Origin of the sequence: Acinetobacter sp. YH12049, assembly GCF_013419875.1 — a bacterium.
Classification (GTDB): Bacteria; Pseudomonadota; Gammaproteobacteria; order Pseudomonadales; family Moraxellaceae; genus Acinetobacter; species Acinetobacter amyesii.
In genome coordinates this window covers 98,793-122,913 of record NZ_VOZH01000003.1, presented here as the reverse complement: position 1 = coordinate 122,913, position 24,121 = coordinate 98,793, and the positions used below count along the sequence as shown (strand labels likewise).

At 40.0% G+C, this 24,121-nt stretch carries 21 protein-coding genes; 9 read left to right on the top strand and 12 right to left on the bottom strand.

Going from position 1 to position 24,121, the window contains the following annotated elements; all coding sequences use genetic code 11:
• Positions 1-134: 134 nt before the first annotated feature.
• Positions 135-314, bottom strand: coding sequence for a hypothetical protein (locus FTU05_RS02230; protein WP_180005268.1), 180 nt, complete (start codon positions 312-314; stop codon positions 135-137).
• 245 nt (positions 315-559) lie between these two features.
• A complete protein-coding gene (locus tag FTU05_RS02225; RefSeq protein WP_111884441.1) occupies positions 560-1,177 on the bottom strand; it encodes a rhomboid family intramembrane serine protease in 618 nt (205 codons plus the stop codon).
• A 158-nt stretch (positions 1,178-1,335) separates the two neighbouring features.
• Here FTU05_RS02225 and nfuA point away from each other — a divergent pair, with 158 nt between their 5' ends.
• Both nfuA and FTU05_RS02215 read left to right on the top strand, forming a co-directional pair.
• Complete coding sequence (nfuA, locus tag FTU05_RS02220) at positions 1,336-1,974, top strand: Fe-S biogenesis protein NfuA (RefSeq protein WP_180164106.1); 639 nt, start codon at positions 1,336-1,338, stop codon at positions 1,972-1,974.
• A gap of 229 nt (positions 1,975-2,203) precedes the next feature.
• Positions 2,204-4,399, top strand: coding sequence for a TonB-dependent siderophore receptor (locus FTU05_RS02215; RefSeq protein ID WP_180164104.1), 2,196 nt, complete (start codon positions 2,204-2,206; stop codon positions 4,397-4,399).
• A 37-nt stretch (positions 4,400-4,436) separates the two neighbouring features.
• On the opposite strand, the gene FTU05_RS02210 is transcribed toward FTU05_RS02215, so the two are convergent.
• Both FTU05_RS02210 and FTU05_RS02205 read right to left on the bottom strand, forming a co-directional pair.
• Positions 4,437-5,444, bottom strand: a complete 1,008-nt coding sequence (locus FTU05_RS02210; RefSeq protein ID WP_180164102.1) for a hypothetical protein — start codon at positions 5,442-5,444, stop codon at positions 4,437-4,439.
• A 46-nt stretch (positions 5,445-5,490) separates the two neighbouring features.
• Positions 5,491-6,531 carry an alpha/beta fold hydrolase gene (locus FTU05_RS02205; protein ID WP_373685252.1) on the bottom strand — a complete coding sequence of 347 codons (1,041 nt, stop codon included), beginning with the start codon at positions 6,529-6,531 and terminating at the stop codon, positions 5,491-5,493.
• Positions 6,532-6,865: 334 nt separating this feature from the next.
• Here FTU05_RS02205 and FTU05_RS02200 point away from each other — a divergent pair, with 334 nt between their 5' ends.
• Entirely contained in the window at positions 6,866-7,480 is a 615-nt protein-coding gene (locus FTU05_RS02200; RefSeq protein WP_078189941.1) for a carbonic anhydrase, read from the top strand.
• Positions 7,481-7,561: 81 nt separating this feature from the next.
• Here the strand turns inward: FTU05_RS02200 and FTU05_RS02195 are convergent, their stop codons facing one another.
• The gene (locus FTU05_RS02195; RefSeq protein WP_180164100.1) at positions 7,562-8,191 is read right to left on the bottom strand and encodes an arylesterase; all 630 of its coding nucleotides are present in this window, start codon (positions 8,189-8,191) and stop codon (positions 7,562-7,564) included.
• 11 nt (positions 8,192-8,202) lie between these two features.
• On the opposite strand from FTU05_RS02195, the gene FTU05_RS02190 reads away from it, so the two are divergent.
• Complete coding sequence (locus FTU05_RS02190) at positions 8,203-8,934, top strand: ABC transporter ATP-binding protein (RefSeq protein ID WP_111884437.1); 732 nt, start codon at positions 8,203-8,205, stop codon at positions 8,932-8,934.
• Positions 8,931-11,432 (top strand): ABC transporter permease, encoded by a 2,502-nt coding sequence (locus FTU05_RS02185; protein WP_180164098.1) that lies wholly within the window; start codon positions 8,931-8,933, stop codon positions 11,430-11,432. The genes FTU05_RS02190 and FTU05_RS02185 overlap by 4 nt, the downstream gene beginning before the upstream one ends.
• Positions 11,433-11,561: 129 nt before the next feature.
• On the opposite strand, the gene FTU05_RS02180 is transcribed toward FTU05_RS02185, so the two are convergent.
• Positions 11,562-12,386, bottom strand: coding sequence for a rhomboid family intramembrane serine protease (locus tag FTU05_RS02180; RefSeq protein WP_180164096.1), 825 nt, complete (start codon positions 12,384-12,386; stop codon positions 11,562-11,564).
• Between the two features lie 78 nt (positions 12,387-12,464).
• Between FTU05_RS02180 and mtgA the strand changes: the two genes are divergently transcribed.
• The gene (gene mtgA / locus FTU05_RS02175; RefSeq protein WP_078193019.1) at positions 12,465-13,142 is read left to right on the top strand and encodes a monofunctional biosynthetic peptidoglycan transglycosylase; all 678 of its coding nucleotides are present in this window, start codon (positions 12,465-12,467) and stop codon (positions 13,140-13,142) included.
• 146 nt (positions 13,143-13,288) lie between these two features.
• Positions 13,289-15,370, top strand: coding sequence for a polyphosphate kinase 1 (gene ppk1, locus FTU05_RS02170; RefSeq protein ID WP_180164095.1), 2,082 nt, complete (start codon positions 13,289-13,291; stop codon positions 15,368-15,370).
• A gap of 84 nt (positions 15,371-15,454) precedes the next feature.
• Here the strand turns inward: ppk1 and FTU05_RS02165 are convergent, their stop codons facing one another.
• From FTU05_RS02165 to rubA, 5 genes are all read right to left on the bottom strand, one after another.
• On the bottom strand, positions 15,455-16,066 hold the full coding sequence (locus FTU05_RS02165; RefSeq protein WP_180113885.1) for a response regulator transcription factor: 612 nt from the start codon (positions 16,064-16,066) through the stop codon (positions 15,455-15,457).
• A 1,046-nt stretch (positions 16,067-17,112) separates the two neighbouring features.
• Positions 17,113-18,018, bottom strand: a complete 906-nt coding sequence (gene oxyR, locus FTU05_RS02160; RefSeq protein WP_180007453.1) for a LysR family transcriptional regulator OxyR — start codon at positions 18,016-18,018, stop codon at positions 17,113-17,115.
• A gap of 11 nt (positions 18,019-18,029) precedes the next feature.
• Positions 18,030-18,968 carry an alpha/beta fold hydrolase gene (locus tag FTU05_RS02155; RefSeq protein WP_218950222.1) on the bottom strand — a complete coding sequence of 313 codons (939 nt, stop codon included), beginning with the start codon at positions 18,966-18,968 and terminating at the stop codon, positions 18,030-18,032.
• Between the two features lie 58 nt (positions 18,969-19,026).
• Complete coding sequence (locus tag FTU05_RS02150) at positions 19,027-20,205, bottom strand: NAD(P)/FAD-dependent oxidoreductase (protein WP_180092197.1); 1,179 nt, start codon at positions 20,203-20,205, stop codon at positions 19,027-19,029.
• Positions 20,206-20,282: 77 nt separating this feature from the next.
• On the bottom strand, positions 20,283-20,447 hold the full coding sequence (gene rubA / locus FTU05_RS02145) for a rubredoxin RubA (RefSeq protein WP_005179369.1): 165 nt from the start codon (positions 20,445-20,447) through the stop codon (positions 20,283-20,285).
• A gap of 527 nt (positions 20,448-20,974) precedes the next feature.
• Between rubA and FTU05_RS02140 the strand changes: the two genes are divergently transcribed.
• Positions 20,975-21,520, top strand: coding sequence for an adenine phosphoribosyltransferase (locus FTU05_RS02140; protein ID WP_078189930.1), 546 nt, complete (start codon positions 20,975-20,977; stop codon positions 21,518-21,520).
• A gap of 93 nt (positions 21,521-21,613) precedes the next feature.
• On the opposite strand, the gene FTU05_RS02135 is transcribed toward FTU05_RS02140, so the two are convergent.
• Positions 21,614-22,120, bottom strand: coding sequence for a YqiA/YcfP family alpha/beta fold hydrolase (locus FTU05_RS02135; RefSeq protein WP_078193013.1), 507 nt, complete (start codon positions 22,118-22,120; stop codon positions 21,614-21,616).
• A gap of 462 nt (positions 22,121-22,582) precedes the next feature.
• On the opposite strand from FTU05_RS02135, the gene lysS reads away from it, so the two are divergent.
• The gene (gene lysS / locus FTU05_RS02130) at positions 22,583-24,109 is read left to right on the top strand and encodes a lysine--tRNA ligase (RefSeq protein WP_078193012.1); all 1,527 of its coding nucleotides are present in this window, start codon (positions 22,583-22,585) and stop codon (positions 24,107-24,109) included.
• Positions 24,110-24,121 lie beyond the last annotated feature (12 nt).

Sequence of the window (24,121 nt, the reverse complement as noted above, 5' to 3'; positions counted from 1 at the left end):
CCAGATTTATATGATTTGTCATGTGCTTTTGTGAACTTTCGTAGAATATACAGCTTCAAATTTTATTGCTGGAATTGAAAAAGCCTTCGGTTTGAAGGCTTAAAAGAAGAGGGCATGAAATCAGCAACGGCAAATCAACAACGGCCTTTTTTAGCCTGTCCGGGCGGGCAAAAGTCGCCATGTCGATCTGGGTAATTGTAAGGATAGTGATTACGATCTGGGTCGACCACGATACTGCCTTCACGAGTGTGAACGGCACAAGCACTCAACACGCAGGTCAACAGCAAACTTGAGAACATCAGGACTATTTTCATTGGAATTTTCCCTTTTTTATTCTGTGTCATTTCAGTTTAAATCAGGGCATGGGTAGATAGCGTTTCAATCTGCTGTGAAATTGTATAGCTCGATATTCAAAGTGCGGTGTTGTAGATATGGGAAATTGGCTAAAGAAAAGATCAATGGTCATGAGGTTAAACTCGGCGCAATAAAAAAGCCTAAACTGAAACGGTTTAGGCTGTCATTTTACTGGTTAAATCAGACTGATTTTTTAGACTTAACGTTAGAAAGGAACGTTTAATAACTGACTTAAGAAATGTGGAATGAGTTTCGGTTCAAGAATAATCGTCATGATTACACCATACGCTGCGCCCCAAAGGTGTGCGCTGTGGTTAATGTTGCTGTTGCCACGTTTACCTGACCAAATACTATAAGCCACATAAAGCACGGCAAAAATAATTGCAGGAACAGGAATAAAGAATACAAAAATCAGTTTCCACGGTTCAAACAAGATATACGCAAAAAGTACCGCAGATACCGCCCCAGAAGCCCCTAAACTTGCCCAATGGGTATCATGCTTATGTTTTAAATAACTCGGAATAATCGCAGCGATCAAACCGCCCAAGTAAAACAGCACAAAGCCCATGTCGAAAAAATATTGGCGATAAAAACTTTCAATCACGCTACCAAAGAAAAATAAGGTAATCATGTTGAATAATAGGTGCGCGCCATCTGCATGAATAAAACCATGGCTAATAAATCGGTCATACTCGCCACGACTGAGGGCAGGCGGCCAAAATAACAAACGATTCATCACTTTCTGATTTGAAAATGCAATCAGTGAAATCACCACCGTAATCAGGATAATGGTCACGGTGTGGTTAAAGGGTAGGCCCAACATATATGACTATTCTACTTGTTAAAATTTATGCTCAATAATGCCATTAAATCTGCCTAAAGCGTGAACTTTCAGAATAATTCCGACAATTTTAGTTGATTTTTTTCTAATGCCCCGCATCTTAAGTTAAAATAGCGACTTCAGCTTGAGGAAATATTGTAATGTCGACTGAGAACAAGAGCACAGCAGTTGCTGAAGAAATTCCAAACCTATTGATCACACCAAATGCCCAAGAGTATTTGAAAGATCTTTTGGATAAACAAAATACACCGGGCATTGGTGTACGTGTTTTTGTGGAAAATCCGGGTACGCCACGTGCTGAATGTTGTATGGCTTACAGTGCACCAGAAGAAGTTGTGCCTACAGACTATAAACAAGACTATCCAGATTTCCCTGCATTTATTGACACACCGTCTATTCCATATCTTTTGGATGCGGTGATTGACTATAACAAAGACCGTTTTGGTGGTCAGTTAACTTTCCGTGCGCCAAACTCAAAAGTGCCACGTGTGGGTCCAGATGCCTCTGTAGAAGAGCGAATCACTTATGTTCTACAGTCAGAAATTAACCCTGGACTTGCAGGTCATGGTGGTAACTGTGCATTGGTAGAGGTGGTTGAAGATGCAGAACATGGTTTAACTGCAGTGCTTAAATTCGGTGGTGGTTGCCAAGGTTGTTCTTCAATCGATTTAACCCTGAAACAAGGTGTTGAAACAACATTGAAGCAGCATGTACCTGAGTTAATGCGTGTTGTTGACCAAACGGATCACAGTAATACTGAAGGTGCTTATTTCAAATAAGTTCAGTATTTTTATAAAAAGCCGCAACGTTGCGGCTTTTTTATTGTCTAAATCAAAAAAACGAAGATTTTTAGATATTTCTAGGGTTTTTACATCAAAATGATAAGCTATATCACAAATATAAATGAGAATGATTATTGAAATTAATTGCAATATTGTTTGTGGTGGTTACAATGTGCAACACATTATTCTAGATTTCTCCATAAATACGTTTATTTGGAAGCACTCAATGACCAAACAACTATTAAAATCAACGCTTACACTTTCAATACTCTGTGCATTGGTAAGTTTGACGCATGCAAAAGATGTGCACACTGAAGCATCAGATGAATCCGTAACGAAGATGGAAACCATTGTTGTTACTGCAGCAGAACAAGTTAAACAATCATTAGGTGCTTCAAAAATTACGGCAGAAGATTTAGAAAAAATACCGGTTGTTAATGATATTTCAGAATATGTGCGCCGTATGCCGGGTGTAAATTTGACTGGTAACAGTGCCACCGGGCAACGTGGTAATAACCGTCAGATTGATATCCGTGGAATGGGGCCTGAAAACACGTTGATCTTAATTGATGGTAAGCCTGTAAATTCGAGAAACTCAGTACGTTATGGCTGGCGCGGTGAGCGTGATACACGTGGCGATTCGAACTGGGTACCTGCAGATGCTATTGAATCGATTGAAGTGCTGCGTGGTCCAGCAGCAGCGCGTTATGGTTCAGGTGCGATGGGTGGTGTGGTCAATATTAAAACCAAGAAAGTGACCAACGACGTGCATGGCTCTGTGGAAGTTTTTACCAATCAACCTGAAGACGCTAAAGAGGGCGCAAGTCACCGTGAAAGCTTTAACTTAAGCGGGCCAATTCTCAAAGATGTCCTTTCATATCGGTTATACGGTAGTTATAACAAAACCGATTCAGATGCTGCGGATATTAATGCCTTAATGGACAATGGCGCGCGTATGGCGGGTCGAGAAGGCGTTGAAAATAAAGATATTGCAGGGCGTTTGGCTTGGCAGTTGAACGATCAACAAGTCTTGATGTTTGACGCAAGTGTTGGCCGCCAAGGCAACCGTTTTGCAGGTGACAGTCAAAACAGTGTATTTGATCCAGCCGATCCGAACAAGGCGCCCATTTTATCCGCTTTAATTGGCGAAGAAACCAATACCATTTATCGTGATACTTTTGCATTAACTCATGAAGGTACGTGGGGGTGGGGTGACAGTAAACTCATTGCGCAATATGATAAAACTAAAAATAAACGCCTACCTGAAGGGACAGGCGGTAGTACAGAGGGTCAGATTAATAATCTTGAAAATAAACAAACGTCACATCTAGAAACCATTCGCTTTAATGCAGAAGCCAATCTGCCGTTCCAATGGTATGTCCCACAAGTATTAACTTTAGGCACTGAGTGGGTCGAAGATGACTTTACCGATACGGTTAATACACAAGCTGGCGCAGGCGGTTTTGGTGATGCGCTGACTTCAGGTGACCGTTCACAAATGGATTCACGGATTGCGTCGGCCTATATTGAAAATAATATGAATTTGGGCGAAAGCACCGATGTTGTTTTGGCACTGCGTTATGATAATCATAGTAAATCGGGAGATAGCTGGAGTCCAAGTCTCAATATTACGCAAAAACTTGGTGACTATTGGACACTAAAAGGTGGTGTAGCTAAGGCGTATAAAGCACCCAATATGTACCAAAATGCGGAAGGTTATCTGTTAAGCACTCGCGGTAATGGCTGTCCAATTGGGCTGAGCCAATGTTTATTACAAGGTAATGGTGATCTCAAACCTGAAACTTCAGTGAATAAAGAATTAGGTGTACAGTTTGAAAAAGACATCGTGAATGCAAGTTTTGCATGGTTCCGTAATGATTATAAAAATAAGATCGTTGCTGGGGATACACGTCTAGAAGAAATAGAAGTAAATGGTACAACGTATAATGTATTGCGTTGGATGAATACGCCAGAAGCCTTGGTGGAAGGCGTTGAAGGAAGTATTTCTTTGGACTGGGGTGATATCACGTGGACCAATAACGTCACCTATATGATCAACTCTGAAGATAAACGTACTGGCAATCCACTTTCAGTGATTCCAAATTACACCATAAACTCTATTTTGAACTACAACATCACGGATCGATTAGACAGTAACTTTGTCTATACCCAATATGGTCGTCAAAAACCACGTCAATATGCAGAAACTAGTCTTGAAAGCAAAAATGGCTTGGCGATGGATAGCGTGAAAAGTTATGGCATTGCAGGCATTAACTTTGGTTATAAATTTAATGCGGCTTTAAGTGCTCGTATCGGTGTGAATAACCTATTTGATGAGAAAAAACTGCGTGATAAAACGGTCAACCAAACATATAACGAGCCGGGTCGAGCTTATTATGCAAGTTTGAAATACCAGTTCTAAGTATTTCTAAAAGAAAAGCCGCTTAACGCGGCTTTTTTTATGTTGGGATATTTAAAATTTTCAGTGCTTCACTTGAGTAGTAGAATTGTTCTAAATAGAGACGTGAACGCTCACGCAAATAACCCGACTCAATCATTTGTTGAACGATAGGATTGAGTAAGTTTTGAAGTTCATGCTGAATCAGTGCTTCATCAATATTTAAATCACGTAGCAATAAATCAAAAGGGCGTTCTGCATTGCGCACGTACCAAGCGTATACGCCATCATGCACTTGCTGTTTCATATACTCAGACTGTCGCATAAAGTCCCAAATTTCATGACCCATGGCAACTGTTTGCGGCAAGTCCTGAACTTCAACATAGTTCTTTAATACTGAAACTGGCAGCGCTTTAATTTTATGCCACAAATTGGCTTGAAAATAGTACAGCTTATGATCATCAAAGTGCTGATTTAACACGGTTTCACTCATTTGACTGAGCTTTAAAATATTCTTTTGTAAGTATTTGCTGACTGCATTATCTAAATTGGTATCAGTGACATTTTCCAGTACCGATTTCCCCATTTTCATAAATCGTGAAACACCGGGGACCGATTTCGCAATAACTGAGTTGTCTAAATAATCTTGTATCGCATGTTGAATCAACTGACTGATCATGGCTGAAAATGCAGGATTGTTGACCATGGTATGAATTAAACGCTGACGATGTCCCTGTTTACTCGCCACATACTGTGCAATTTTATCGATGGTCAACACTGGAATGATTTCGGCAATCGTGGTGCTGTCATTTGCAGGGTGAATCAGTGCAAATTTGATATGTTCAGCAATTTGCTCAATCAGAAATTGACTTGCAGGGGTATTTAAAATTTGTTTTTGCAACAAGGTATTGATTTGATCAAAACTCCAAATCTGCTGCAAAGATTGTTTACGAAACCATTGATAAAAATGGGTGAATTCAGTGGCTACGGTATCATTGTGTGAAAAGCTCTGATCTAAAAAGTTCAGTTGAGCGTCAATCAACTGCTCAATCATCGGGTTTTTCTGCATACTTTCCCTGAAGTCCCAGTGATGGGTATCTAAAAATGGCGAATGCTCAGTTTAACTGAATCAGTTTATCTACCAAAGGATTTTTAAACTTTTGACTTTTAGCAAGGAAAGGCAAGTAATGGTCTGCAACTTGTTGTTCAGCTTCTAAGATTGGCATATGACCGACGTTATTTAAAATCACAGGGGTTTCTGCACGTTTCAGTAAAGACTTGAGTTCGCCAGCCACTTCAACATTAAAGATTTTATCTTGTTTGCCCCAAAGGATCAGGGTTGGTGCTTCCACCGTTCGTGTTAATCGGGCAAAAGTTTCAGGGGTGTAGATTCGATTGAGCGTGACGACTTGATCGATCATTTTACTGGTGAAGGGCGCACGCGCAATTAAGATATTTTCCTGCGCTTCTTTAAGCTGTGTCGGAACATTAGGCGGATTCTGCATGAGTTTATGCATAACATCATCTAAATCCCCCGGTTTTGAAACGATTAAATTTTTAAGTTTATACGGGTCACGGGTATAACTGGTATTGGCTTGTTTATAAATGCCCGCGCTGTTGAGTAAAAATAAACTTTGGGTATCAAAAGGATATTGAGAGGCATATACCGTTGCAATGGACCCACCCAATGAGTGACCTGCGACATTAAGTTTATCTTCAATATCTATTTTAAGGACAAACTGGCGTAGTTGTTCCGTGACATTCGGCACTGAGACATCAAAATCGACCGGCACATGCGTATCGCCATTGGCCGGAAGGTCAGGGATGATCACGTGATAGTTCGGTGTTAAATAATGCGCAACACGGTTCCAATTATCACGTGTGCCGCCTAAACCATGAATCAGCAAGATGGTAGGTTTAGAGCGTTGACCACCTTCGCTATAACTCCAATTCACATTCCCGACTTGAACACTGTGTGTGACTAAACCAGCCGCTTTACGTTCTTGGCTCAAATAATTTTGCACGATAGAGGGTACGGCCAGGTTTTTGCTGATGGGAGATGGATTTGCAGCCAAAGCATGGTTGGCAGTAAACGTCATACAGCAAATTGTTGCTAGCTTGAAAAAACCAAAAACGCGTGAATGATATCCTTTCATTGACGTTTACCCCAGTTAAATCGAATCGATATATTTTTTAGATCATTTATATGACTATTATCAGAATGGGCTGAAATAGCAAAAGCGTATATTTATGAAATATATTGTAAATTAAAAATGACCTTTGTCATCCATTGCTTTTTTGACGTAGTTAAACTTGCGTTTTAATAATGTGAACCATTACAGAAAAAATAATTTTTTTTGATGAATATGGAGTAGCATTTTCTATCAAGATGAATCGTCGTAGAAAAAATTCACAGCAATTGTTTTTGCAAGTGACAATCGATTCGACTGGGATTAAAATATTGCAACTTCGGATAAGGGTAATTAGAACATGCTAGCAGCAGCAGAAGCTTTAGATCGTTTAAAGAAAGGGAATCAACGTTTTGTAAACGGTGAAACGAATCACCCGAAGCTTTTGACGCATCAACAACGTGCTGAAATGGCCGAAAGCCAAGAACCTTTTGCGATTATTTTAGGATGTTCAGACTCACGTGTTCCTGCTGAAATGGTATTTGACCAAGGCTTAGGCGATTTATTCGTGATTCGTGTTGCAGGTAATATTGTGGCACCGTCTCAAGTCGGTAGCGTGGAATTTGCAGCAGAAAGCTTTGGATGTCCTGTGGTCATTGTATTGGGTCATACACACTGTGGCGCGATTCATTCTACGATTGAAGCTTTAACTAACCCTGCGACACCACCATCAGCGAACTTGATGTCGATTGTGAACCGCGTTCGTCCATCTGTAGAAATACTTATGCAAACTGAATTGAAAGATGACCTTGAAAAACTTTCAATGCATGCAGTACGTTCAAACGTTTTTGCATCAGTGAATCAACTTCGTCATGGTTCAGCAGTCCTCGAAAACTTAATTGCGCAAGGCAAATTAAAAGTGGTGGGCGCTGAGTATTCACTCGAAACGGGTGAAGTAAGCTTCTACGATTTCTAAGCAAATTACAGTAAAGACAAGATATTAAAAAAGGCGCTCATGAAGCGCCTTTTTTTATGAACCGATTTTCACCAACTAAATTTATAAGCTTGCTTTGATCAATGGATAAGCATTGTTCAGCAAAATTGTTTGCGCTTTGGCATTCGGGTGGATCTGATCTTGTTGCATTAAGTTTTTATGTCCCGCAACCCCTTGCATAAAGAAAGGCAATAATTTGACTTTGTACTGTTGGCTCAACACTTGATAGTTATTTTCAAAAGCTTGGCTATATGCCTTGCCATAATTCGGTGGAATTTTCATTCCAAATAAAATGACTTTCGATTTGGCCTGTTGGCTTTTTTGAATCAGCTGCGCTAAATTTTTTTTAATTTGTGCAGGGGGCTGTCCGCGTAAACCATCATTACCACCTAACTCAATCACCACAAGGTCTGGACGATGAGTTTGCAACAGTTTAGGCAGTCGTGCCAAAGCACCACTGGTGGTTTCACCGCTGACACTTGCATTGACCACTTTATGTTGTTTCGGATACTGTTGGTCTAGACGTTTTTGTAATAAGTGGACCCAACCTTGCTGCACTGAAACACCATAACCTGCACTTAAGCTATCGCCCAAAATCATGATGGTTTTGGCAGAGAGCAGCATCGGGCAGAACATCAGTGCAATAGCCAGCAAGTAACTCAATAGACGATTATTTTGAATGCGATTTTGCATATAGGGAAGATATGACCCAACTCACGACAGATGTTGACATCATGCCACAGGCGATTATTTCTGCACAGCAATTGACACAAAAGATACAACTTCCACAAAAACAGTTATCGATCTTCGAACAACTCGATCTTGAAATCTTTGCAGGGGAACAAGTTGCGATTACTGGTCGTTCTGGTTCAGGTAAATCCACCTTGTTGGGTATTTTGGCGACCTTAGATCAGGCCAGTTCGGGACAATTACGGGTCTGTGGTCAAGACATTCATCTATTAAATGAAGAACAGCGTGCTCAAGTCCGTTTGGCTCATATTGGATTTGTCTTTCAGTCTTTCCAGTTGTTGCCACATTTAACGGCTCTGGAAAATGTCATGCTGCCGCTACGGCTACAAGCAAATTTTCAGGTCAAAGCCGCAGAAGAAAAAGCATTAAAACTGTTAGCAAAGGTCGGACTAGAACGCCAAGCGCATCAAGCTCCTAAAGTTTTATCCGGTGGTGAGCAGCAACGGGTTGCGATTGCCCGTGCTTTGGTGAGTGAACCCGATCTGATCTTTGCAGATGAACCGACAGGTAATTTAGACAGTGCAACGGCACAGGAAATTGAACAACTGTTATTTCAGTTAAATCGTGAAATGGGAACCACTTTGGTATTGGTGACGCATGATGCCGATTTGGCCCGTCAATGTCAGCGCCATTTTGAATTGGTCAATGGTCAATTGATTGAGCATCGAACAGGAGATGCTGCATGAATCTTTTGGCATTGTTTCGACCACTCTTACAACTGAGTTTTAAAACCACGGGTGTGTATTTATTATTGATCGCACTAACCTTGGCGATCAGTGCCACCACGGCTTTAAAGTTTAGTAATGTACAAATTCAAAATGCTGTAGCGCTACAAGCTGCTGAAATGTTGGCAGCAGATTTGGTGCTGACAGCCAATGAACCAATTCCACAAGAGTGGCAACAACAAGCCAAAGCACAGCAATTAAAACAATCGAATGTCACGCTATTTAGCAGTATGGCGCACACCGATCAGCAATTTGTCATGGTCAATGTCAAAGCCGTTGATGCTGCATTTCCATTAAGAGGTGAACTTGAAACAGAACCGAAACTAAACCGTTCCATACAAGCAGGTGAGGTTTGGTTAAGTCCGCGTGCCATGGATTTGTTGGGCGTAAAGGTTGGAGATCAGATCAATATTGCTGATGCTGCTTTTCAAGTCAGTGCCAAAATCATTCATGACACCAATCAGGAACTCGGTTTCAGTGGCTTTTCACCGACGGTTATGATTGCGCAGTCTGAAGTGGCGAGAACCAATGCCATCCAAGTCGGGAGTCGGATTGAATATCGTCTGTTAATGGCAGGAGATGCACAAAATACACAGCGATTTGAAAAACTGTATAAGCAGAAATTTGGCGATCAAAGCGAAGGCCGTTCCGCTAACTCAGATCATGCGCAGGTTCAAGATGCAGCTCAAAGCAGTTTAAAACTGAGAAATGCCAGTGAAGGCAATACCCGCTTGATGAAGCCGATTGCCAATCTTGAAACGTTTTTACAAATGGCCAATATTTTAACCATTTTACTTTGTGGCATCGCCATCGCATTAACCAGCCAGCGCTATGTACAACAAAATCAAGATGCTATTGCACTGATGCGCTGTATTGGATCGACCAAACAGCAAATATTAAGTGCTTATCTGGCTTTACTGTTGGTTGTACTCGGGCTTTCAATCCTGTTTGGAAGTTTGATTGGTCTGGGATTGGGCTATGGCTTATTGCAACTGATGCTACAGCTGATTCCAAATTTACAATTAGAGTTTTCAGCCCTGTCTATGCTGCTTGGCCCGCTTCCAATTGCAATATTCACCAGTACGATTGTGTTATTAGGATTTGTTCTTCCAAGTCTTTGGCAATTATTAGGGACACCGCCGGCACGAGTGATACGACAACAAGAGCGTTCTGTACGTTCCATGCTTTGGATGCTCAGTTTCGGCACACTCAGTTTGGTGGTGTTTTGTGTGGTTTTAACTGAAAATTTACAACTCACCCTGTGGCTGATTTGCGCAATCATCTTCCTGTGTATCGGCTTATATATGATGGTCTGGCTCAGTTTAAAGGCCTTGAAAAGTTGGGGGACGAAAATCTCAGCGTATATACGCACACCGTATCAAACGGCATTTCAAATTACCGCATTGGCATTGGGGCTAAGTTTGATCACGGTTTTAGCGGTATTGCGTACAGATTTACTGGAACGTTGGCAACAACAATTGCCACTAGGGACACCTAACCAATTTGTCTATGGATTACCGCCATTTGAGTTGCAGGATTTTAACCAACAACTCAAGCTGCATGGTTGGCAAGGGACGCCGATGTACCCGAATATTCGTGGGCGTTTAGTTGCCAAAAATGATCTCCCTTTTTCTGATGCCTTAATTAAAAGCAATAATTCATTACGCCGTGAATTGAATCTTACGCAGGCTGCAACTTTTCCGAAAGATAATCAAATTATCGCGGGCAGTCAGCACTTTCAACAGGTCAATGAAGTATCGGTAGAAGTGAAAACCGCACAAGAGCTGGGTATTCAAATTGGAGATCGACTGAGTTTTAGCCTACCTGAAGGGATTTTACAAGCCAAGGTAATTAACCTTCGCAGTGTGGAGTGGGAAAGCTTTAGTCCAAACTTCTTCTTTATTTTTTCTCCCCAAACCATGGATGAAAATGCTGGCAGTTACTTGGGGAGTTTCTATGTTCCACCGCAAGATAAAAATCAGTTAATTGGTCTGATTCAGCAGTTTTCGAATACCGTGTTTATTGATGTTAGTCTGATTTTGGATGAGATCAAACGCATCGTTAGTGTATTGGTTCAGATTATTACCATCTTGGCGCTGTTGGTGAGTATTTCAGGCATTTTAGTTTTGGTTGCATGTTTGAACTTATTTATGGATGAACGCAAAAAAGAAGTGGCATTACTGCGTTCCTTCGGCAGTTCCAAGCAAAAACTAAAGTCGATGCTCAGTTTGGAAGTAGGGCTAATGGGACTAATTTCAGGTGTTGTAGCATGTATTTTTGCCGAAGTGATCAGTGCGATTGTCAGTTATAAAATGGAACTGGTCATCCAGCTACATGCAGAAATTTGGTTGATCCTCCCACTGGTCATGACCTTAGTCTGTACATTGATCGGACGTTATCGCTTAAGTTATCTTTGCGACATCCCACCCTTAGAAAGCTTACGTGAACTAAATAGTTAAGGGGGGAGATGGTTAACAGCCGAGCAAGTTAAGAGTGGAGCAGGAACCCAGTGCGCAGTCCAGGTTTAGACATGATTTGATGTGTTTTCAACATATCTGTGTTGATAGCCACAGGGTTCATTCCACTGTTTAACGTGCTGCGAGAGATTGCTTCATCAGCAGGATAAAGTGTTCCCAAAGCGGTAAAATCGGTTGGATTAATTGTTGGCAATGCAGATAAAACAGGTAGCATCCGACAGCTGCGGCGATTAGACCGATCATTTGAATGATTAGGGATTGATGTAATTTTTGTCCCACATACCAAATGAAAGCCAAGGCAGCGCCCATCAACATGCCGCCAATATGCGCGGCATTATTAATCCCACTAATCATAAAGCCCATCGCGAGGTTAATCCCCATCACCATTAATAAGGTTTTTTTATCCAGATAAAATTGCTGTTTAGGTAACATAGGGAGCAGAGAAATAATCGTCAGCGCGGCACCCAGTCCCATCACTGCACCCGATGCACCTGCACCAATACTCGGGAAAAGCTGCTGATTGGCTGCACCTTCGGCCAATAATGCATAGCTGTCTTGAATGGTTAGATAACCACTCAATAAACTTCCCATCAGTCCTGCTAAAACATACAGGCCGAGGAAATAGAAACGACCTAACATTTGCTCGGCAACACTGCCAAAAATATACAAAGCCCACATATTCAACATCAGGTGAATCAGGCCAAAATGAAAAAACATACTGCTGAATAAGCGGATGGGTTCCTCTAAAAAGGTTAAAGGTGCATAATCAGCACCCCAACGCAAAGCATTCAGTGTGTCGGGTTGGCTAACGTTCATTCCATGCAACACTTGCCAGCCAAAGAGTCCAACATTGATGGTAATTAAGAGTGCCGTGATCCACCACAGTTGGATTTGCAGCTTACGGGTTGATACAGCAGGAGGGCTGAGTTCAGACATGCTATTCTTGTACTGTGTCAAAATATTTAAAAATAAGCTTAACATGAAAAAACAGAATTTCTGGAGTAACACACTGACATGAAAGCCTTTATTGTTCGTACATTGTTAATTCTTGTCAGTCTTGTGCTTTTGGTGCAGCTTTGGATCTTTGGTAGTCTAGTGTGGTGGCGTACGCATCCTGTGGAATCGACGATGATGATGCGTTTAGATTATTGGTCTGAGCCATCCAAACCGATTAAACACGAATGGCGTGATTACGACCAAATCAGTGATTATGTCAAACATGCTGTTGTTGCCGCTGAAGATGGCAAGTTTTTACAACATAAAGGTTTTGATTGGGAAGGCATGCAAAATGCTTTAGAACGCAATAAAGATAAAGGCAAAGTGGTTGCAGGCGGATCCACCATTTCTCAGCAATTGGCAAAGAACTTATTTTTATATAATAAGCGTTCATTTATCCGCAAAGGACAGGAAGCCGTTGCAACATGGATGATGGAGCGCATGTGGACGAAGCAACGCATTTTAGAGGTATATCTCAACTCGGTTGAGTTTGGGGACAACATCTATGGCGTAGAAGCTGCAACACAGCACTATTTTGGTAAAAGTTCACGGAGTTTAAGCCGAGAGCAAGCGGCATTTATTGCGGCTATTTTACCCAATCCAAAATATTATGATGAAAATCGACAAGATCGTAAGCTAAATTATCGTAAGCGCATGATCCAAAAATATATGCGTTATAGCCATATCCCAGATTAAGAACAATCGACACACCCGTCAAATGGCATGGCAGCGATTTGAATTACAACAAAAAGCTCATCTTTATGGGCTTTTTTTATGAAATTGTCACAAATTTGAAGCATACTAAACTGAGTACAGCACACATTTTTTAATATGGGTTTGAAATGAATACCGCAGCTGAAGTCGCGCAAGTACCAACTGAATATACTTATAATGATCGTTATATCAATCGAGAGTTATCGATTCTCGACTTTCATCTGCGTGTGCTCGAACAAGCGGTTGATCCGATACATCCATTACTTGAACGCATGAATTTCTTGCTGATCTTTTCACGTAACTTAGACGAATTTTTTGAAATTCGTGTTGCGGGAATGATGGAACAGTTAGACTTAGGTAATGAAAGCCGCAGTCCAGATGGCTTAACACCAAAACAAGTATTAGATGAAATTTCTGCGACAGCGCATGCGGCAATTGAGCGCCAGTATCGTATTTTAAATCAAGAAATTTTACCCAAACTGCGTGAAGAAGATATTTGCTTCTTACGCCGTGGGGAATTAACGCCTGCACAATCGGCTTGGGTAAAAAAGTATTTCCAAGAGCAAGTTGCTCCAGTCTTAACGCCAATTAGCTTAGATCCCGCACATCCATTCCCTCGCTTGGTCAACAAGTCGTTGAATTTTATTGTGACTTTAGAAGGGAAGGATGCGTTTGGCCGTCAGATTGACTTAGCCGTTGTACCTGCACCACGTTCGCTGCCACGTGTCGTTCGACTCCCTGATGAGTTAACCGGTGGCAAAGAGCATCATGTGATGCTATCGGCAATTATTCATGAACATGTCTCTGATTTGTTCCCCGGCATGACGGCGACGGGTTGCTACCAATTTCGCGTGACGCGTAATGCCGATTTGGCTTTAAATGAAGATGTTGAAGATTTGGCTAAAGCCCTCAAAGGTGAGTTGAATTCACGTCGTTTTGGTCGCGCCGTTCGCTTGGAAGTGACAGAAAATTGTCCGCAGCATATTTATGAATATTTGCTTGATGAATTCGATTTAGAAGAAGAGCAACTCTATAAAGTGGATGGGCCGGTTAACCTTGCACGTTTACTGTCAAACTTTAAACGTCCACATCTACGTTATGACGCGCATATTCCAGTTATTCCGAAAGTACTCAAAAAATCTGAAAACATTTTTAGTGCGATGCAAAAACAAGATATTTTGCTGCACCATCCCTTTGAATCATTCGCACCGGTAATTAATTTACTGCGTGAAGCTGCACGTGATCCACAAGTTTTGGCCATTAAACAAACGCTTTATCGAAGTGGCGCAGATTCGGAGATTGTGCAAGTTTTAGCGGAAGCAGCACGTAATGGCAAAGAAGTCACCGCTGTAATTGAGCTTCGAGCACGATTTGATGAAGAATCAAACATTGCTGTGGCTAATGTATTACAAGAAGCAGGCGCAGTTGTCGTGTATGGCATCGTGGGCTATAAAACTCATGCCAAAATGATTTTGGTGGTACGCCGCGAAAACAATAAATTGGTGCGATATGTGCATTTAGGTACGGGCAACTATCATGCGGGAAATGCGCGTATCTACACGGATTACGGTCTATTAACCACAGATAAAGAACTCTGTGAAGATGTACATCGTATTTTCCAAGAATTGACCGGTATGGGTAAAATGGCGAAGCTAAAAAAACTGCTGCATGCGCCATTTACCTTACATGCTCAACTGATTAATTATATTGATAATGAAATTAGCAATGCTAAAGCGGGTAAGTCTGCGCAAATTATAGTCAAGGTTAATGCATTAACAGAAGTTCAGTTGATCAATAAACTGTACGAAGCGTCACAAGCAGGTGTACAGATTGATTTAATTATTCGTTCTATTTGTTGTTTGCGTCCAGGTTTACCGGGGCTGTCTGAAAATATTCGCGTGCGCTCTATTGTTGGGCGCTTTTTAGAGCATACTCGAGTGTATTATTTCAGTAATAATGGTGATTCACGTATTTTTTGTTCAAGTGCAGACTGGATGGATCGTAATTTATTTAATCGCGTGGAAGCCTGTTTCCCAATTGAAGATCCAGCCTTGAAAAAGCGTATTTATCAATTAGGTTTAGTGAATTACCTAAAAGATAATCAGCAAGCTTGGTTGCTCCAAAGTGATGGGCGTTGGATTCGTACGCATGTTCAAGAGGGTGAGGAAGCACACAATTCACAGCATGTGCTTATAGAAGCATTTAAATAAATGCGTTAGAAAAGTAAAAGGGAGCAATACTCCCTTTTACTTTTTTAATTTATAAGTTTTTTGAATCATTTATCTGAACTAAATTTAGCTGTAGCTACTAATTTTTCGGTAGATATTTTTAACAAAACCATCAATTTGATACGTTGAAAGTTTTAACTCACGGACCATCTGCTCTTGAGTCGCACTATGGCTGACCATATCTAAAATTTGGTATTCAGCTGGATTTAGACTGAGCTGTTTCGGCGCTGCATTTTGCGGACTAAAAGTTTCACTCAATAAAAATTTTGCAAAACTTGGGTGCAGGGCAGCGCCACCTCTTAAAATGGTTTTCAGCTGGTTATAAGTGTCTTCAATTGGCTGTTGAATCAACATATAGGCAGTTGCACCTAACTGAATCGCATGTAAAGTTAAATCGGCAGACTGTTCATTGACTAAAATGATGAGATTACTCGAAGGATAGATTTTCTTAATTTTATGGATGAAAGAGATATCAGACTGTTGAGTGACCACTAAAAAGATTAAATTGGGCAATTGATTGAAAATTTGCTGTTCCGCATCTGCTAAATTTTCTGAAAATGTAATGAGGTCTTCAGGATAACCGAGGTCTCCTAAGATGTTAAACAGCACTGTTTTTGAAGTCATCGATTGATGATCAATAATCAAAACGGGTACTGGTAATAAAAATTCACTCATCATACATTTCGCTCATTTATTATTTTAATCAAATTGCATTTCCATAATTTGCACGAATGCGAATCATAAAAATATACCTAGAAGTTGGGATTTATACATCAAAATATAATTAAGTTATTGTGATTTAATAGAATTTAAATAGCGTATATTTTTGGTGTTTTTCATTATTTTGAATGAAAAGATTTATGGTTTTTTGTTTTTAATTTTAGATTTATTGGTTAAATAACAATTAAATTTGTATTCGGATTGAAAAAAATAATCGAAATGTGAATATCGTATTTTGACAACGGATAAATTGGACTGTTTCCGATATGAATTTATTTCTATCTATTGCTTAGTTATTTTAAATATAAAGCGTAGTAAATATTTAAAATAATGTGATTGATTTTTAGTCAACATTTATTCTATAGGACCTTATTTTCAATTCGCCTACTTTATCTAAAATACCTGAAACTAGTGATTTTAACGAAGGTTATATTTTAATAAGATGTATTTATCTTCTTACTTATCTGGCTAGTGTGAAGATATTATCGAGGCGATGAATTGAGATATACATCAAGTCATATATTACCTTATCAGGCTACCTATTTGGGTTAGCCTTTTCTTTTTTCTAGATGCTGTATTTCATTTTTTAACTGATGTTATATAGTAACATCAGAAGCGCGATTTGATTTAAATAAAAACCGATATGCGTAAGGCCATCCGCAAGTGTTTGAGACAGGATGACTTCTAATCAAAAATGTTTTTGCGATACTTTGAATAAGTAGACGCTAGTGAACGAGTTTTGCGGTGAGGAGCATTGCTCTGCAAGATGGTTTTCTTACGAAGCGCACTTCTCATTTTGCCGAATGAAGAAACAACGTTTCGTAAGAGTACCTCCAGCCGAAAACTAATCTCTTTATTCAATCCCTAGATGTAAGATTCCATCGAATAGATTTAAAAATGCGAAATTACTTTTACGTGAGTAACATCAGTTTTTAAATTAATATTAACTTCTGCCAAATAAAAAAAGAGAGCACAGGGCTCTCTTTAATTTTCACACTGATTAGTTAGTGCAGATTGTTAGTGATTTTCTGCAAGATTTGAAGCAATACATCAAATTCACTTTGAAGCGGCGTACTTTTACGCGTCACCAATGCTAATGTGCGTGTAGGGCTTGCTTCAATTTCTTTCACAGCCAAATCTTCATTGGCTTTGATCATATTGGTATGAACTGCAATTTCAGGCAATAAGGTAAAGCCTAAATCTGCGGAAACCATTTCAACCAAAGTTGGCAATGAGCTTGCTTTTAAACGATGGTCGTTTTTACGTTCACCAATCGGGCAAGCACTCAAAGCATGATCACGTAAGCAATGGCCTTCTTCAAGCAACATTAAACGAGATAAATCTAGGTCGTCTAAAGATTTCGCTTGAGCTGCATTTTGGTCAGCTTTGTTGTACACCAAGAACAATTTTTCTTTGTTTACTTCTGCAACTTTCAAGCTACGTGTATCGAAAGGAAGAGCAAGTAATACGATATCTAGATTACCGTGCTCGAGTTTCTCAACAATTTTTTCACTTTGTGCTTCATGTAAATGCAATTGAATTTTTGGTAGTTGCTTATGCACTTCTTCTAATAATGGTGCAAGTAAAAATGGCGCAATAGTAGGAATGACCCCTAGATGTAAATCACCCGTTAGAGGTTCGCTCATTTCACGACTTAAACGCATTAGGTCTTGCGCATCTGCCAATAGAACTCGAGCTCTTCCGACAACTTGTTCACCAAGAGGAGTTAAACGCACGTTTTGACGGTCGCGTTCTACCAATACGCCACCTAGTAAACGCTCAAGTTCCATGATCCCGCCAGACAAAGTAGACTGGGTGACAAAAGAACGACGCGCAGCTTCAGTAAAGTGTAGCGTTTCTGACAGTGTTACTAGATATGACAGCTGTCTTAAGGATGGTAATGCAGCCATAGTGTCCTAATTTATGATTTAAAGTGATCAGCAAACAAACCGCTAAGATATGGAATAAAATGCGGTGGGATATCATGCCCCATTCCATCAATTAATTCAAATTTAGCACCTGAAATAGCCTTTGCAACGGCCTTACCATGGCTTGGCGGCAGCAAACGGTCACGAGCTCCATGAACCACAATGGTTTTATGCTGAATTTGTTTATCCAACTGCAGCAGGGAACCTGTACATAATATTGCTAAAAACTGTTGAAGTACACCCGCTGGGTAATAACTCCGCTTATAGAGTTTACGTGCAGTTTGTATCACTTCAAGCTGATTAATATAGCCTGGAGAGCCTATAATATTAAAAACTTTCAGGCTATGGTTAATAATGCCATCTTCATCGTTAGATTCAGGTTTTTCAATTAGACTAAATAACTGCTTTGGAAATGGCGGTGGAAGTAAGGGTTGGATGTTACTGGTAAAAAGTAAGCTTAAGTTGTGAACTTTGTCTGGATAGCGTGCTGCCACGATTTGAGCAATCATGCCGCCCATCGAAGCGCCTAAAATATGGACTTTATCAAGTCCCATACGATCAATTAACAGTGCAACATCGTCTGCCATATCGTATAGATCATAGGGCGCACCTTGGTTTTCTAAACCTAAGACAAAACGTCCCATCAGTTTAAAGGTGTTGAGGCGTGGACCTGGGTTACGAATTTTACTCGATAGACCAATATCGCGATTATCAAAGCGAATAACTCGGTAACCTTGGTCTATTAGGGACTTACAAAAGAAATCGGGCCAATACAACATTTGTGCGCCGAGTCCCATAATCAGTAAGATTGCAGGATCTTCAGGATGACCACCCACCTCGACATGAAGTTCAATGCCATTGCCTAACTCTACGCGAGTTTCATACATAAAAGAGGCATAAGGTGAAATATTAAACTGAAGGGCACTATTCATTTTTATTTTCCTTTAAAAAGGACGTCTATTATTATCAGGACGTCCTTGTATTTAAACCTTAAACTGAAGCGGGAATCAAGTCCGGAACCTGCTTAGTCAAAGTTAAGCGTTGCTTCCCAGCAGTTGCACCGAGCAGTACAAATCCACGTAATACGCCATCTTGATCGATCGCACGGGCAATCATGCCATCTTCAAGCTCTTCTGTTTCCCATTGGGTTTCTACATCAATTGGCGCAGGAAGGACAGTTAAAGGTGCTGCAGGTGTTTTAACGGCTACAGGCATAGCTGGATAATGCACTGCGGTATGTTCGCCATTGAGGGTTTTTGCCAAAGCACGTGCTTGTTGCATGATCGGCATGACGTATGGAAGAAGGGTACCATTGACTTCAGCACAGTCACCGACAGCATAGATATCTGCCAAGTTGGTTTCTAAGCCTTTATTGGTTAATACGCCTCGACTGGTGTGAATGCCGGCTTGTTTTGCCAAGTTAATTTCAGGCTGTAGACCAATCGCAGACAACACAACATCTGCCACTAAACTTTGACCATTGGCAAGGCTCACTTGATAGTCACCATTTTCAATACGTGACACTTTGTCGACTGTCGTACCTAAAACGAATTGAATACCCGTTTCTTCTAAATTGCTTTGGAATTTAGCTGCAACATGAGACGGCAGTAGGCGACCCAAAGGTTGCGGAGCTAAATCGACCACCGATACTTTCGCCCCAGTATTTTGGAGGTCGTTGGCAAATTCACAGCCAATCAAGCCTGCCCCTAAAATCACCACACGTTTATCTTCACGTGCTGCAAGCTGTTTACGGAAAGCTTTGTAGTGATCTAAATTGTTGACGACGTGAATGTCTTCACTGCCATCACCCGAAATAGCTAAGCGAATTGGATTTGCGCCGACGGCTAAAACGAGTTTTGAATATAGTTGTGTTTGAGTTCCATTTTGGCTTTCAATAGTAAGCTCATGTTTTGCTGCATCAATGGATTTAACCCAACTCTTATTGATGATTTGCATATTGAGTTGAGCCGACATTTTTTCGGCATCCCCTAGAGGGATTTGCTCAGGAGCTTTATTACCAACGAGCGCATTGGATAATGTCGGTTTAGCGTAGTTAATGGCATCATCCGCACAGATCATAATAAGTTCTAGTTCAGTATTTAACTTTCGAAATTCACGTGCAACGGCATATCCCGCCATACCAGAACCAATAATGACAATAGGGTGCATACTCAACTCCAAACACATTTCATATTTTTTAAAGACAAAAAAAAGACCATAACGATGATGGCCTTAGATTCTATTTATTAGATTTCAACCATTTCAAAATCTACTTTTGAGACGCCACAGTCTGGGCAAGTCCAATCATCTGGGATATCTTCCCATTTCGTTCCTGCCACGATACCGTCTTGTGGCCAGCCTTCTGCTTCGTCATAAATCCATCCACAAACGATGCACTGATACTTTTTCATTCCATTCTCCAAAAACTGACATAAAATTAAGTCAGTAAATACTTCATAACTGTATAAGTTTATACCTTAAGGTTAATTAGCCTTATACAGTAGACTCTTATGTTAAATTTTTACGCAGTTCTGACTATAAAGTAAAGTGGCTAAGAGTTTAATGAGTGAAATTAAAAGCAGAATGGCAGTGAGGGACAATAAATATCATCAAAACCCCAGATCTGGGAAAAATTGTCTGACAATATTTATGCCTATTGAAAAGTATATTTGAATTCATTTCCGTGAATTGGGTTCTAAATACCGCTTTTTCTATATTCATAGACTAAAGTCTTGCAGAAAAAAACTCTAAAATCTTTTATTTTATGATTAGGAAAATATATATTTGATATTTTTTAAATAAATACAATATTAATAATCAGTAACTTATGTAAATTTGCTGTATCTTAAATATGCATTTTAGTCGGGGGTTAGCTGTTCTTTTCTCTCAAATCGCGTTAAAATTCACACATTCCTTCCTTAATTTATTTTCTCCTATTATGAGTAATTCTACTGCTGCGGCATTGTGGTCTAACATTCGTACTGTCCAAGATTTCCCAAAACCAGGAATTTGCTTCTTTGACCTTACGCCGTTATTTATGAATAACATCGAATCGTTAACTGATGCCCTAATTGCAAGTATTCCAGCTGAGCAATTGGCAGAAGTAGATAGCTTTATTGCAGTTGAAGCGCGTGGTTTTGTTTTGGCAAGCTTACTTGCTCAGCGTACAGGCAAAGGTTTGGTGTTGGTACGTAAAGCCGGAAAATTACCACCACCTGTTGTCGGTGTTGGTTATAGCCTTGAATACGGTTTAGATCGTCTTGAAATGTCAGCTGAAATCGAATCACAAAAAGTAATTATTGTGGATGACGTATTGGCGACGGGCGGTACGCTTCGTGCAGTGAAACAATTGGCTGAAAAATGTAAACACCAAGTTTTAGGCGCAAGCATTTTCTTAGATTTGCCTGACTTGCATAAAGATTTAGGACTAAATATTTGGTCTGTTTTAGATGATAAAACACGTCCTGAAGCAGATGCTGCCTAAGCGTCAGTTTTAAAATGTAAAAAGCCTTGTCTATGACAGGGCTTTTTTATGTCTGATAAAAAAGACGTTGCTACTTATGATTAATCTTATGATTTATTTTTTTAAATAGTTTAATTCGAGATGTTGGATTAAATCATTAATATTTTCAGGGCATTGTAGACGATGGTGTCCGCCATCCATCACTTGAACTTGCATATAGTCTTCGAGTTGTTGTTCTGCTTCATACATATCCAAGATTTCATCGCCACGTTCGATATAGGCAATTTGTGGAATATCGTGATCCAAATCCATTTCATTAATTGCAGGGTAGTCGTCACGAAAGTCTGGATGCAGACTCGGGTTAGCAATCACACAAGGAATGCGATGAAACAGCGACATTTTCAAAGCCCAGTATGCCCCGAGACTATGACCGACGATGATATCGGGCTTAATGGTTTCAATACTCTCGTGGTAAAAGTCCGCAACAGTTTGAAAATTTAAGTTGCGATAGTCCACTTCAATACAGAATTTTTGTTTTGCATTGATGGCATGGAACTTCGTAGATTCACGGGAAGAATCCAATCCATGTAAAAACAGAATTTTCGATAAGCAGGAAGTCATTGTTTTTCTACACACTGTTTTCAGACATTTTGGATGTGTTGAATATTTTATTTTTCAACAATTTTATGATTTCATTGTAGAGAGAATTGTCAAAAAGAGAATTTAGCTTTTGGTCTAATTTGTAGGCATTTAAAAGACTTTAGTCTTAAAGAAAATAGATTAAAAGGTTGAATTAAGCTATTAATATTTATTTTAATGTATTGATAGTTATAAGTATTTTTTAAAGCTTTTAGTTATCATTTGATATCGTTAAAATGTAGGTTTTCGAGCTTGAGTATTTAATTTTTTATCTACTGCACATCTGTAAGGTATGTTCTATGTCTACCTGAAGGTATAACGATTAAAACATCTTACTTCGATAAATTTCTACTTATTAAAAAAATGCGCGCATTGCTTACTGCTCAATTCAAAGGAAATCTGCTATGCTATGCAACTTCCGTTTTTTAACTATTTGAGACAGAGATGACGCAACATAACGCTCAATCGACTTCTGAACAAGCCATTTCCGAAAACGATTTAATTGCACAGCGTCATGCCAAGTTAGAGCACATCAAAGAGCACGCCAAGGAAACAGGTGTTAGCCCGTGGCCTAACACATTTAAGCGTGAACACTATGCACAAGACCTACAAGATCAATTCGCTGAAAAATCAAAAGAAGAAATTGAAGCAGGCGAAAAGGTTTATGTAAAAGTTGCTGGTCGTGTGATGTTGAACCGCGGTTCATTCATCGTAATCCAAGATATGACTGGTCGTATCCAGCTTTATGTACCACGTAAAGAGTTAGATGCTGACGTTCTTGCGACCATTAAAGCACTCGATTTGGGCGATATTATTGCCATTGAAGGTTATATTGGTCGTTCTGGTAAAGGTGACCTTTATGTTCATATTGAACATTTTGAGCTTTTAACCAAATCACTTCGTCCTCTTCCAGACAAATTCCATGGTTTGACAGATACTGAAGTTAAATACCGTAAACGTTATTTAGACCTCATCATGAACGAAGAAACACGTAAAACTTTTGAAATTCGTGCAAAAGTGGTGTCAGGTATTCGTTCATATTTGAGCAATGAGCGTTTCATGGAAGTTGAAACACCAATGATGCATGTGATTCCGGGTGGTGCGTCTGCGCGTCCATTCGAAACTCATCACAACGCTTTGGATATGCCTTTATTCTTACGTATTGCACCTGAGCTTTACTTAAAACGTTTGGTCGTTGGTGGTTTTGAGCGCGTGTTCGAAATTAACCGTAACTTCCGTAACGAGGGTGTATCAACACGTCATAATCCAGAATTCACCATGATTGAATTCTACCAAGCATATGCAGACTACAAAGACCTGATGGCTTTGACAGAAAATATGCTTGAAAAATTGGCCATTGACATCTTAGGTTCGACTGATGTGCCTTATGGTGATGAAGTGTATAGCTTCAAAGGTCCATTCAAGAAAATTTCGATGTTTGATGCGATTCTTGAACACAACCCAACGTTCACTGCTGAAAATGTATCTGATCGTGAGTTCCTTGCAAACTTTGTTAAAAATGAACTGAAAGAGCAAGTAAAACCTGGTTTTGGTTTAGGCAAACTTCAAACCATCGTCTTTGAAGAAACAGTTGAAACAGAACTTCGTCAACCGACATTCATCACAGAATACCCAGCGGAAACTTCACCATTGGCACGTCGTAATGATGAAAATCCACATATTACGGACCGTTTTGAATTCTTCATCGGTGGTCGTGAGTTGGCAAATGGTTTCTCAGAGTTAAATGATCCGATTGACCAAGCTGAACGTTTCCAAGCCCAAGTTGCCGAAAAAGATGCAGGTGATGATGAAGCAATGCATTACGATGCAGACTTCATTGAAGCATTGGAATACGGCTTACCTCCTACAGCGGGTGAGGGTATCGGTATTGACCGTTTGGTGATGTTGTTTGCGAATGCAGCAAGTATCCGTGAAGTGATCTTGTTCCCTCATATGCGTCATAAAAACTAATTTAGTTTTTGA

What these genes read in the sequence shown, in the direction of transcription:
- oxyR (WP_180007453.1), bottom strand. Translation starts at nt 18,018, where the DNA reads ATGGCTGCATTACCATCCTTAAGACAGCTGTCATATCTAGTAACACTG.
- FTU05_RS02150 (WP_180092197.1), bottom strand. Translation starts at nt 20,205, where the DNA reads ATGCACCCTATTGTCATTATTGGTTCTGGTATGGCGGGATATGCCGTT.
- FTU05_RS02165 (WP_180113885.1), bottom strand. Translation starts at nt 16,066, where the DNA reads ATGATGAGTGAATTTTTATTACCAGTACCCGTTTTGATTATTGATCAT.
- FTU05_RS02185 (WP_180164098.1), top strand. Translation starts at nt 8,931, where the DNA reads ATGAATCTTTTGGCATTGTTTCGACCACTCTTACAACTGAGTTTTAAA.
- mtgA (WP_078193019.1), top strand. Translation starts at nt 12,465, where the DNA reads ATGAAAGCCTTTATTGTTCGTACATTGTTAATTCTTGTCAGTCTTGTG.
- FTU05_RS02180 (WP_180164096.1), bottom strand. Translation starts at nt 12,386, where the DNA reads ATGTCTGAACTCAGCCCTCCTGCTGTATCAACCCGTAAGCTGCAAATC.
- FTU05_RS02135 (WP_078193013.1), bottom strand. Translation starts at nt 22,120, where the DNA reads ATGACTTCCTGCTTATCGAAAATTCTGTTTTTACATGGATTGGATTCT.
- ppk1 (WP_180164095.1), top strand. Translation starts at nt 13,289, where the DNA reads ATGAATACCGCAGCTGAAGTCGCGCAAGTACCAACTGAATATACTTAT.
- nfuA (WP_180164106.1), top strand. Translation starts at nt 1,336, where the DNA reads ATGTCGACTGAGAACAAGAGCACAGCAGTTGCTGAAGAAATTCCAAAC.
- lysS (WP_078193012.1), top strand. Translation starts at nt 22,583, where the DNA reads ATGACGCAACATAACGCTCAATCGACTTCTGAACAAGCCATTTCCGAA.
- FTU05_RS02195 (WP_180164100.1), bottom strand. Translation starts at nt 8,191, where the DNA reads ATGCAAAATCGCATTCAAAATAATCGTCTATTGAGTTACTTGCTGGCT.
- FTU05_RS02205 (WP_373685252.1), bottom strand. Translation starts at nt 6,531, where the DNA reads ATGAAAGGATATCATTCACGCGTTTTTGGTTTTTTCAAGCTAGCAACA.
- FTU05_RS02225 (WP_111884441.1), bottom strand. Translation starts at nt 1,177, where the DNA reads ATGTTGGGCCTACCCTTTAACCACACCGTGACCATTATCCTGATTACG.
- FTU05_RS02200 (WP_078189941.1), top strand. Translation starts at nt 6,866, where the DNA reads ATGCTAGCAGCAGCAGAAGCTTTAGATCGTTTAAAGAAAGGGAATCAA.
- rubA (WP_005179369.1), bottom strand. Translation starts at nt 20,447, where the DNA reads ATGAAAAAGTATCAGTGCATCGTTTGTGGATGGATTTATGACGAAGCA.
- FTU05_RS02215 (WP_180164104.1), top strand. Translation starts at nt 2,204, where the DNA reads ATGACCAAACAACTATTAAAATCAACGCTTACACTTTCAATACTCTGT.
- FTU05_RS02155 (WP_218950222.1), bottom strand. Translation starts at nt 18,968, where the DNA reads ATGAATAGTGCCCTTCAGTTTAATATTTCACCTTATGCCTCTTTTATG.
- FTU05_RS02140 (WP_078189930.1), top strand. Translation starts at nt 20,975, where the DNA reads ATGAGTAATTCTACTGCTGCGGCATTGTGGTCTAACATTCGTACTGTC.
- FTU05_RS02230 (WP_180005268.1), bottom strand. Translation starts at nt 314, where the DNA reads ATGAAAATAGTCCTGATGTTCTCAAGTTTGCTGTTGACCTGCGTGTTG.
- FTU05_RS02210 (WP_180164102.1), bottom strand. Translation starts at nt 5,444, where the DNA reads ATGCAGAAAAACCCGATGATTGAGCAGTTGATTGACGCTCAACTGAAC.
- FTU05_RS02190 (WP_111884437.1), top strand. Translation starts at nt 8,203, where the DNA reads ATGACCCAACTCACGACAGATGTTGACATCATGCCACAGGCGATTATT.